The sequence below is a fragment of the Streptomyces sp. NPDC058221 genome (assembly GCF_042882365.1).
Taxonomy (GTDB): Bacteria; Actinomycetota; Actinomycetes; order Streptomycetales; family Streptomycetaceae; genus Streptomyces.
Map to the genome: position 1 here is coordinate 1 of NZ_JBHVWF010000212.1, position 10,299 is coordinate 10,299.

At 68.8% G+C, this 10,299-nt stretch carries 8 protein-coding genes; 4 read left to right on the forward strand and 4 right to left on the reverse strand.

All coding sequences use genetic code 11. The features are described 5' to 3' along the window. Nucleotides 1-167: 167 nt before the first annotated feature. Nucleotides 168-3,599, reverse strand: coding sequence for a GH92 family glycosyl hydrolase (locus tag ACFVW8_RS36365; protein ID WP_389697814.1), 3,432 nt, complete (start codon nucleotides 3,597-3,599; stop codon nucleotides 168-170). 325 nt (nucleotides 3,600-3,924) lie between these two features. Between ACFVW8_RS36365 and ACFVW8_RS36370 the strand changes: the two genes are divergently transcribed. Beyond that, complete coding sequence (locus ACFVW8_RS36370; protein WP_389697816.1) at nucleotides 3,925-4,815, forward strand: hypothetical protein; 891 nt, start codon at nucleotides 3,925-3,927, stop codon at nucleotides 4,813-4,815. A 192-nt stretch (nucleotides 4,816-5,007) separates the two neighbouring features. Here the strand turns inward: ACFVW8_RS36370 and ACFVW8_RS36375 are convergent, their stop codons facing one another. Both ACFVW8_RS36375 and ACFVW8_RS36380 read right to left on the reverse strand, forming a co-directional pair. Next, nucleotides 5,008-5,655 (reverse strand): LuxR C-terminal-related transcriptional regulator, encoded by a 648-nt coding sequence (locus tag ACFVW8_RS36375; RefSeq protein WP_389697818.1) that lies wholly within the window; start codon nucleotides 5,653-5,655, stop codon nucleotides 5,008-5,010. Then, nucleotides 5,643-6,899: a sensor histidine kinase gene (locus tag ACFVW8_RS36380; protein ID WP_389697820.1), complete on the reverse strand. Its 1,257-nt coding sequence runs from the start codon at nucleotides 6,897-6,899 to the stop codon at nucleotides 5,643-5,645. Before ACFVW8_RS36380 ends, ACFVW8_RS36375 begins: the two co-directional genes overlap by 13 nt. A gap of 152 nt (nucleotides 6,900-7,051) precedes the next feature. Here ACFVW8_RS36380 and ACFVW8_RS36385 point away from each other — a divergent pair, with 152 nt between their 5' ends. Then, nucleotides 7,052-7,492, forward strand: coding sequence for a hypothetical protein (locus ACFVW8_RS36385; protein ID WP_389697822.1), 441 nt, complete (start codon nucleotides 7,052-7,054; stop codon nucleotides 7,490-7,492). 357 nt (nucleotides 7,493-7,849) lie between these two features. Here the strand turns inward: ACFVW8_RS36385 and ACFVW8_RS36390 are convergent, their stop codons facing one another. Next, nucleotides 7,850-8,332 carry a MarR family winged helix-turn-helix transcriptional regulator gene (locus ACFVW8_RS36390; protein WP_389697824.1) on the reverse strand — a complete coding sequence of 161 codons (483 nt, stop codon included), beginning with the start codon at nucleotides 8,330-8,332 and terminating at the stop codon, nucleotides 7,850-7,852. A 105-nt stretch (nucleotides 8,333-8,437) separates the two neighbouring features. On the opposite strand from ACFVW8_RS36390, the gene ACFVW8_RS36395 reads away from it, so the two are divergent. Beyond that, nucleotides 8,438-9,334 (forward strand): DODA-type extradiol aromatic ring-opening family dioxygenase, encoded by an 897-nt coding sequence (locus ACFVW8_RS36395; RefSeq protein ID WP_389697826.1) that lies wholly within the window; start codon nucleotides 8,438-8,440, stop codon nucleotides 9,332-9,334. 79 nt (nucleotides 9,335-9,413) lie between these two features. Further along, nucleotides 9,414-10,299 (forward strand): NADP-dependent oxidoreductase (locus ACFVW8_RS36400; protein WP_389697828.1); only part of this gene is annotated, 886 nt, incomplete at its 3' end.

The window sequence follows — 10,299 nt, forward strand, 5'->3', positions numbered from 1 at the left end:
CGAATTTCGTCGGCTGCTTCTTTTGTTTATAAGAGACTGGCTGCGCCGTGCTCGTCCGCAGACCCGAGAGACGAACCCGCCACGTACCGATGGGGGGGGCCGGGTGCTCACCGGCACCGGGCCCCGCCGATCGGAACGAACCCCTGTGACAGGGGCGATTGCGAAGGTCAGTGCTCCAGGGTCATCGCGTAGATCTCGAGGTCGCTGTCGCGCTGCCAGTCGAGTCCTCCGGACCCGGGTGCGACCCATGCCGGCACGGACGGTGTTGCCAGGGAGAGGGACCGGACCTGCTTCCCGGACTCCAGCGGGACGGTCGTCTCGTAGAGCGATGCCTCGGTGGTGGTCTTCCCGGTCCCGGCCTTGAGCTGGTACGCGGTTGTCAGGGCGACGCCGTTGCCGAAGTCCGGAGCCTTGTTCGCCCAGCCGGTGAGTTCGAGCGGAACCGTCGCGGTGCTGCCGTCGGTGTACGTGACGACGGCGGTGGCCGACGCGGCACCCGTACTGCCGTTGTCGGACGCGCCCACAATGTGGAGGCTCTTGTAGTCGCCGTTGGGGAGGGCGATTGCCTGCCCGGTGGACCTGACGAAGTTCTTGCTGCTGCCGGAGGTCGGGGGCGCCTGGTAGGTGACCCCGCCGAAGGTGACCGGCCCCGGCGCGGGCAGTTGGTCGGCGGCGAAGCTCGTACCCGTGCCGTCGAAGTCTCCCTGGCCCGGCGCAGCGAGCGTGGCGACGCCGTCGTTGTTGTAGGCGGCGCCCAGATCGACGGCACACGAGGCGTCCGTCTTGATGGCGCAGTTCCCCGCCTGCTGGACCACGACGGTGACGGTCTTCCTGACCGGCGTGGCTCCGGGCAGCCGGGCGGTGACCGACACCTGGTAGGTGCCTGCCTTTGTTCCGGCCGGGGTGGTGATCCGCAACCGCTTGTTCATCTGGGCGGGAAGCCCGTCCGAGCCGGCCGTCGCTGTCTCGCTGGACGGGGACACGGACCACCCCTTCGGCGCTTTCGCGGTCACGGCGACTCGCGCGGTGTGCGGAGCGGTGGCCAGCAGTGTCAGGTCGACCTGCTGCCGCGAAGCGTGATCGTCCGTGGGCTCCATGACGACCTGGTCCGGCCCGACGTCCGCGCTGAGCTGATGCTGCGGATTCGACGCCGTGTCGATCGACGGCGGGGCGTCCTTCGCGGCTGTCGCCCACGCGGTGGGCTCGGTGCTCAGGGCGTAGTCGATGCGCCCGCCGTGGGCGATGTCGGCCTGGCCGACCCACGCCTTGTCCCAGGCCTTGCCGTTCACCGTCGCGGAGGCGATGTAGCGGTTGGCCATGCTGGTGCCCGGCGCGGAGATCCTCAGCGTTCCGCCCTGCGTCTTCCCGTACTCACCGATCCGAACCCGGGCGTTGGGGAACTGCGGCGTGGTGATGACGTCGAAGTTGCCGCCACTGGTCGTGGGGTAGAGCCCCAGCGACGACATCACGTACCAGGCGGACATCTCGCCCATGTCGTCGTTGCCGGGGATGCCGCCGGGGCTGTTCGTGAACAGGGTCTCCTGCGCCTTGATGACGGTCGCGGTGTTGCCCGGCTGCCCCGTCCACGCGTAGAGGTACGGCGCGATGAGGTTCGGCTCGTTGTTCGGGTTGTACTTCGTGGAGCCGTAGTAGTTGTACGGGTCGCTGACCCACGCCGTGCGCGCGGTCCCATCCGGGTCGGTGACGAGGTCGTCGTAGGCGAAGAAGTCGTTCAACCGCTTGTTCGTCGCGTCCTTGCCACCCAGCATGCCGACGAGCCCCGCCGGGTCCTGCGGCACCGACCACTGGTACTGGCTTGCGTTCTGCTCGTGGAACGCGTGGTCGCTCGTGACCGGGTCGTACGGAGTCAGCCAGGTGCCGTCGGCCGCGGTGCGCGGCCGGAACTGGCTGGTCTGTGTGTCGAATACGTTCTTGTACGCCTGGCCGCGCCTGGCGAACATCGTGGCGTCGGCCGTGTGGCCGAGCCCCTTCGCCATCAGCGCCAACGACGCGTCGGCCGCGGCGTACTCCAGGGTGGCCGAAGTGCCGTAGTAGCAGTCGTTGTCGTTCGACTTGGTCGGGCAGCAGTTGCCGCTGGTGTCCCCGTTGCAGTCGGCGCCCGACTTCACGTTGAGGCCGTAGGGGATGTAGCCGCGTTCCGCGTAGTACGCCGCTCCGGCACGCCCGTTCTCCCGGACGTCGGCGGGCGGCACCTCGGTCGCGTTCGCCCTGAGGTACGTGTACGCCTCTTGGGCGTCAGCCCCGGTGAGCAGCCCCTTCGACCAGCCCTCGACCAGGAACGGCGTGACCGGGTCGCCGGTCATGATGTTGCCTTCCTCGTCCTCCAGGTACCAGCGCGGCAGTGCGCCGCCCTCCCGTGCGATCGCGAGGATCGACATGTCCACATCGTGTGCGACCTCGGGAACGAGCATCTCCAGGAGCTTGTTCTGCGTCCGGTACGTGTCCCACAGCGAGAGGTTGCTGTAGGGGGTGTAATCCCGGGCCGTGTGGATCTTCCGGTCGGCTCCGACGTAGCGGCCGTCGACGTCACCGATGATGTTCGGATCAACCATGGAGTGGTACAACGCCGTGTAATACGCGACCTGTTGGTCGTGCGCACCGCCACCGATCGCGGCCTTGTGCAGCATGGTGTTCCACTTGGCGTTCAACGCCTTGTGCACGGCGGCGAAGTCGAAGCCGAACTTCCCCGTCTCCGTCGCAAGGTTCTTGTGGGCGCCGGCGAGTCCGGTGAAGGAGAGCCCCACCTTCGCGACCACGGGAGCGTCGTTCTTCCGCGTGTCGAACGACACCCACGCGCCGTTGGAGCCCTTGGCGGCCGATGTACGGGACCCCGGGCTCCGGTCGTCGCCCTTCCAGGTGCCGTACGACGTGAACGGCCGGCTGAGCTGTGCGACGAAGTAGGTCTTCTTGGAATCCTCGACCCACCCCTCGACCGTCCGGTCGCCGACCACGTGGATCTCTGAATCGGCCACGCCGGACCCGGCGTTGAACATCACGTTCGCCCGGCTCGTCCGCGGGAACCGGTACTGCTGCCACCCGGTCCGTTCGGTCGCCGTCAAGGCGGCGGTCACGCCGTACCTGTCGAGCTTCGTCCGGTAGTAGTCAGGTCCCGTCGTCTCGTTCTCATGGCTGAAGGTCGACGCGTACTGTGCCGGATCGGTCGAAGTCACCGCGCCGGTAGTGGGCATCATCGGCAGATAGTTGAACCGGCACCCGTTGATCGTCGTCTGACTGAACCCGATGACCGTGTCGGACGACTCCTTGTCACACCCCGTGCCGCCGGCCGTCTTCATCAACGGACTCTCCTGCACCAGGCCGAAGGGCGCGCCCGCGGCAGGGAAGGTCAGCCCCTCGTTCTCGGTCCCGATGAACGGATTGACCAGCTTCGTCAGATCGGTCCCCGCGCCCGGCGTCGCGTCGGACGCCGCCGACTCCGTGGCGGCAACCGCGCTCGCCGCAGTCCCGGTGACAGATCCCGCGGCAGCGAGGGCGATACAGAGCGCAGCCGTCCCCAGCCGGTTCCTCAGACGCTGTGCCGTCGACCCGGACCGGGCCGATGTGTATCGCGTTGATTGCATACCACTCCCGTCGTGCGTCTGCTGGTAGACATCGTTGTCATGCACCGCACGTGACGCTAGATCGTCTCCTCCACCCCGGCAAGGGGTTACTGCTGCGTCACTTGGCTGAGGTGGTGACCGTCATCGGCAGTGGCCTGCGAGTCGGGTCGTGACTTGAGTCGTGGTGACGGCACGTCTGCGCGGCCGGACCGACTGGCCGCCCGACAGAGACTCGGTGTCCAGGCCGTGCTGCCGGATGTGCAGAGAGCCGGCATCGCCGCGTGGCGGGGGATACGGAGCGAGCGTAGCGTCGAGTGAGGGCGAGATACGGCACGTGGAGTCCTGCGTGCACCGATCCGAATTGCCGGGAGGTCGCGGCATGGTACGGGGTATCCGCAACAGTATTGGACTGATCTTGGCAGTGATCGGAGCTGCCGCGGCGCTTTGGGCGCCATTTCGCAGTTGGTACAGTGGCCGGCTCGGACACGATTTCCGGGTCTGGGAACTCTTCACAGGAGCGGGCGTCACGAACTCGGGCGCGGGGTTGTTCGCGTCCATGTTCCTGCCCCTCCTCGTCGGTGCGGTCCTCACCCTCCTCGGCGTGGTGTTCCGATCCCGGCTGCTGGTCCTCACCGCCGGAATCATCACCCTCGGGTTCGCCATTTTGTGGATGGTCCGGCAGGGGCAGGCGCAGGGAAGCCTGACGGTCACGGGAGACAGCAACGGGCTCGGCAGCGGAGTGGGACTGGCCCTGCTCGGCGGTCTCCTCATGCTCATCGGGTCGGCCATCATGGGCGGGCGCGAACGCCGGGCCGTGCGCGAGGCGAGCAACGAGCGGCAGCGGCAGGAGCGGGACGCCGTGAACGACGCATACGGGGATCGCCACGGCGCTGAGGCCGACCGACCGTACGGCATGGCCGCCCGGGACCAGGACACAGTGGACGCAGCCGGCCGAGACAGGGCCGAGGACATACGGCCCGCAGCCGACACCGGTACTGCCGGGCAGACCGCCACCGGAGGCGGAGGTGGCACGCCGCGACGTTTCGCACGGGAGCCGCAGCAACAGGCACCGGCACCGCGCGGTCGGCCCGTCCCGGCCCGGGAAGCGGACAGCGGCGACCGTGGGCGTGGCGATTCCGACCGAACGCAGTACGAGCAAAATGACGGGGCCGGTGGCTCCGGTGGCTCCCATGCGGCGGGCGAAGAGTGGCGCCGCGGGCGCGGCGACCGGTCCTGAGCAGTTCTTCCGGTCCCGTCCGGGCGCAGGGGTTGCACGCACGCTGCCCCTGCGTCTCGTCCGGCCGGGAGGTCATCTCCCTGACCACCACCGCGCGGACGCAGTCGCACTCGGACCTGCCATGGCGGCGAAGAAGGCGAACAGAGCGAAACGGGCACCACTCATGAATCTCCGACAGCCCTCAAGGGGGCGTCAGGGGTTATTGAGGTAGGTGAGGACGGCGAGGACTCGGCGGTTGTTGGTGTCGTCATCGGAGATGCCGAGTTTGCCGAACATGGAGGTCGTGTATTTGCTGATGGCGCTTTCACTGAGGAAGAGCCGCTGACCGATGGCCTGATTGGACAGTCCTTCGGCCATGAGGCCGAGCACGGAGTGTTCGCGTTCGGTGAGCCGTTCGAGTCGCCGGTTCGAGGACCCGCTGGACAGCAACTTGGCGATGACGGCCGGGTCCATGGCGGTCCCGCCACCGGCGACGCGTTCCAGGGCATCGATGAACTGATCGGCGTCGAAGACGCTCTCTTTGAGGAAATAGCCAATACCACCGGCGCCGTCTGCCAGGAGTTCGCGGGCGTACAGCTGCTCGACGTACTGGGAAAGGACGAGGACCGGCAGTCCGGGCAGTTCGCTGCGGGCGGCAAGAGCAGCGCGCAGGCCCTCATCCGACTGGGTCGGCGGCATGCGGACGTCGATGACGGCAACGTCCGGCCGCCACGTCAGCAGTGCCTCGAGCGTCTCGGGTCCGGTGGCTGCCGTCGCCACCACCTGGTGCCCGCACGCCTCGATGAGGCGGACCATTCCGTCACGTAGGAGGTAGAGGTCTTCGGCTACTACGATTCGCATGGCACCATCATCCTCACCCGGGTCGGGCCGCCTGCCGGGCTGGTGATCTCCAGGGTGCCGTCGAAGACCGCGAGCCGGCGACGCAGCCCCGCAAGTCCGCCGTCGGCGCGCATACCGACTCCGCCGCGGCCGTCGTCTTCGACATCGATGACGATGCCGGTGTCGTCCTGGGTGATGGAGATCCGGGCCAGGGTCGCACGGGCGTGCCTGACCGCGTTGGTCAGCAGTTCGGCGACGGCGAAGTACAGGGCAGACTCGACCGGAGGGTCCAGGCGGAGCTGAAGGTCGGCGCTGACGGCCGCTTCGAGCGGGCTGTCCAGGGCAAGAGCGCGAACGGCATCGACGAGCCCGCGGTCGTTCAGTACAGGCGGGTTGATTCCCTGAACCAGTTCGCGGAGCTCGGTCAGTGACGCCGTGGCACCGGCCCGCGCTTCCCGCATCAGCGCCCTGGCCTGGTCAGGGTCGGTTTCCATCAGCTTCTCCGCAGTCGCCAAAGAAAGTCCGAGCCCGACCAGACGGGCCTGCGCCCCGTCGTGCAGGTCCCGCTCGATCCGGCGGATCTCGGCTGCCTGAGCGACCGTCGCATCCGCACGCCGGGCGGTCAGTTCGTCCACACGGTCCGCCAACGCCATAGCGGGTGACGGGCGTAGGAAGCGGACGGCTACTGGCTCGACACACCGCCAGGCATACGGGGCACTGGCGAAGGCCACAACCAGGCCGAGCACCCCGAGGACGCGCGCGGTGGACTCCGGCCGGCCGAGCCCGAGGACCGCCACGGCCACCCCGGCCGGCGGAAGGGACGCGACCACGCCTGCAGTGAGCGGCGCAATCGCCGTGAACCTCAGATCGCGCCAGTTGGCGGGATCCCTCCACCGGACCCGCCACTTCTGATCCAAGAGGGCGTCGCGGCGGGTGCGCTCGTAACTGAAGCCGTTCCACCAGTACCCGGTGGACATCCGCGTCACCGGCCCGGCCTCCCGGTATCCGGCGGGGATGACGGTGGCTGTCCACTTGGTGACGAGGAAGCGGAACACCCGGCAGACCGGGCGGAACAGGGCGAGCGTGCCCCCGCACACCAACACGACCGGCGCGACCCACGACCACGGGTTTCCCGCCCCCCACCGGATCCCCAGCGCCACGGCCGCTGCCCACAAGGCCGGGATCAGCATGCTGATGGCCGCCACGACGCACGCCCGTACGAACCCCACGCCGGCGCGCGCCGGCCACGAACCCAGCTGTCTCATGCTTCTTCCTTCGCATTCCGTTTCGGTGCTTCCACTGTGCACCGCGCGGAGCCCGCTACCGCCCTGGTCAGCCGGGGAGTAGGGCTATCCCCACCTACCCGTGCGTCCAGACGGATACCGCCTCGACCGAGCGCTTCGTAGCGTCGGTGAGCATGGAATCCAACATCCACACCCCGCCCTCGGCCGCCCATCACGACCATCCCCGCACCCGACGAGCCTTCGACACAGCGAAGACCAGCATCAAGGTGTACGGCGCACTCAGTGCCGTCGCCCTCCTGGCGGTCATCGTGGTGTCGAGCAGCGGTCATATGGTGAACACGTTCATGTGGGTCCGGGCAGTCCTGCTGCCTGTAGTCGCTGTGCTGATCTACCGGATGGCCGTCTCCGCTTCCCGGGGATCCCGACGGGCCTTCGAGCGCGTGAGCGCCCTCGCCGTGATCATGCCGATCGCGATCATCGGTGTCGACCTGATCCCGGGTGTCTGCCCGCTCTGGTACGCGGTGGTGCAGGTCGTCTGCATGCTGCCCATCATCCAAGTCGCCTACATCATCCGTGGCTCTGCACTGCGCGCCGCCTTCCCCAAGTCACGCTGACCCGCGCAGACCTCGTAGGCGCCCGTGGAGGAGGTCACACATCGCGGTCAGCCCGGCCGTCGCTCGGCCGGGCTCCGCATCCAGGTCCGACGGGCTGTCTTCGTCGTTACGCGCCGACGCCGGCAGGCGGACCTCGCTCAACGGCTTGGCTGCCGCCGCAACGACGCAGCAGCCGCGGCCGGCACGGTCGAGACGGGCGCTGCCGGCCGCACCAGCGTCCTCGGTGTCCGGGCAAGTGGCACGACGACGGCCCCGCCCTGCCGGCAATCGGTGCTGCCGGTCATGCCAGTACCGTTGCGGTCGCGATCCACGGTGACCTGCTGGAGCAGGACATCGCAACGGTCGCCGCGCGAGCCCTTAGGGACCGAGGCCTCCTTCGGGTTCCCGGCGCACCGTGGCGGCGATACGGGTGAGTGCGGCCTCCAGATGGCGGCGCTGGGCGGCACTGAGCGGATCGAACACGAGCCGCTTCACCTGTGCGACGTGTGCCGGTGCGCTCTCGGTGAGCTTCTGCCGGCCGGCGTCGGTCAGGGCGGCCAGGGTGTAACGACCGTCGCCGGGATCGGGCCGGCGGGCGACCCAGCCGCGGACTTCGAAGCGATCCATCACCTTCGACAGGCGGGGCTGGGTGCTGTCGCAGACCCGGGCCAGGTCGCTGAGCCGCATCGTGGCCTCGTCGGCCATGGACAGCTGGGCCAGGACCCCGTAGTCGAAGTTGGAGATGCCTGCGTCCCGCTGCAGCTGGCGGTCGAGTGCCGCCGGGAGGGCGATGACGACGGTGAGAAGCGCCTGCCACAGGTCCTGCTGGTCGTCGTCGAGCCAGGGCGACTGAGTATCCATGGGCCCCATCATACTTGCCCGGGCAACTCGTATCACTTGCCTGGGCAAGTCTTTCTGAGCTAGATTCTCACTTGCCCAGGAAAGTCACAACGCTTTCCCAGGCAAGTGAAGGAGTTGATCTCGATCATCGCCAGGAACAGCTTGGCCGCCGCCATCCCGTCGAGCACACCAGCTGCGGCATACGACGACCTCCTGGCCCGGGTGCTGCCGCAGGCGCGGGAGCAGCGGGTCTGGAACCCGTCGGACGGGCCCCTGCCCAGCCTCTTCGTCAGCCATGGAGCGCCGTTCACCCTCGACGATTCGCAGTGGCTCGGCGATCTCTTCGATTGGGCCCGGTCCATGCCCAAACCCCGGGCCGCCGTCGTCGTCTCGGCCCACTGGGAACAGGCGTCGGCCGCGATATCCGGAGCCGCGGCGGGCACCCCGCTCCACTACGATTTCAGCGGCTTCCACCCCCGCTACAAGGCCCTTCCCTACGCGACCCCGGACGCCACCGGTCTGGCGCGGCGACTCACCGGCCTGCTGGGCCCGACGCCGGTGCACGAGTTCACCGACCGCGGCCTCGACCACGGCGCGTTCATCCCGCTCATGGCCATGTATCCCGCGGCCGACGTCCCGGTCGTGCAACTGTCGATGCCCAGCCTCGACCCCAGCGCTCTGCTCGAACTCGGTGCACGCCTGCGGCCGCTGCGTGAAGAAGGCATCCTCGTTCTCGGCTCGGGCTTCATGACGCACAGCTTCGCTGTCTTCCGTCGGCCGGAGCTCGCTGCCGACACCACGGCCTTCGACGAATGGGCCGTCGACGCCCTCGCCCGCGGCGACGTCGACGCCCTCACGGACTACCGCAACAAGGCACCCGGCGCCGCGGTCGCCCATCCGACGGCCGATCATTTCGTCCCGTTGCTGCTCGCCGTCGGCGCCGCCCATGACCCCGGCAGCGCCGTCAGCGCCATCGACCGCATGGTGATGGGCAACTCGACCCGGTCGGTACAGCTGACCTGAGCGCTTCGATGCGCTTCGCCCACCTGCTTGATCGCCTTGTCCCTTGGCGACGACATCAATACTCCCCGGAGGAAGTTCCATGAAGGCAATACGTTTCCACGAGTTCGGCAGCAGCGAGGTTCTGCGCTACGAGGACGTCGAGCGCCCGGCCCCCGGCACAGGGGAGGTGCTGGTGCGGGTGGCGGCCACGTCGTTCAACCCGGTCGACGACCACATACGCGCAGGCGTCATGGCCGAGATGCTCCCGATCGCTCTCCCGTACGTGCCGGGGATCGACCTGGCGGGCACCGTCGCTGAACTCGGCGCCGATGTGACCGGCCTGGAGATCGGCGACCGGGTCGTGGCGATGCTGCCCATCGACTCCGCCGGAGGCGCCGCCGAGTACGTGCTCGCTCCGGCCGAGTCCCTGGCCCCGGCGCCCCGGACAATCGAGCTGGTGGATGCCGCGGCACTGCCGCTCACCGGCCTGGCGGCCTGGCAGACGGCGTTCGAGCTCGCCGAGCTGAAGCCCGGTCAGACCGTTCTGCTCAACGGGGCGGGGGGCGCGGTGGGCAGCCTCGTGGCGCAGCTCGCCGTCGGCGCCGGGGCGCACGTCACCGCGGTGGACGCGCCCCAGCACGCCGACCGGCTTCGGGGCTACGGCGCGCACCGGGTGGTCGGCCCCCTCGACCTCGCCGCCGGCCCGGCCGCCGTGGGCGGTCCGTTCCAGGTCGTGGTGAACCATGTGCGCGTCTCCCCGGAGGAGCTCGCGCAGCTGACGAACTACGTAGCCGACGGCGGGGTCGCTGCCAGCACTGCCGGCCCGATTCCCGAAGACCCCGCTCGGGGGGTGCGCAGCGCGAGCCTGTGGGTCCGCAGCGACGGAGCCCAGCTGGCCGGACTGGTCGCCAAGCTGGATGCCGGCGAGCTCCGGGTCCATGTCGCCGCCCACCGCCCGGTGGCCGAGCTGGCGGCCGTGCATGAGG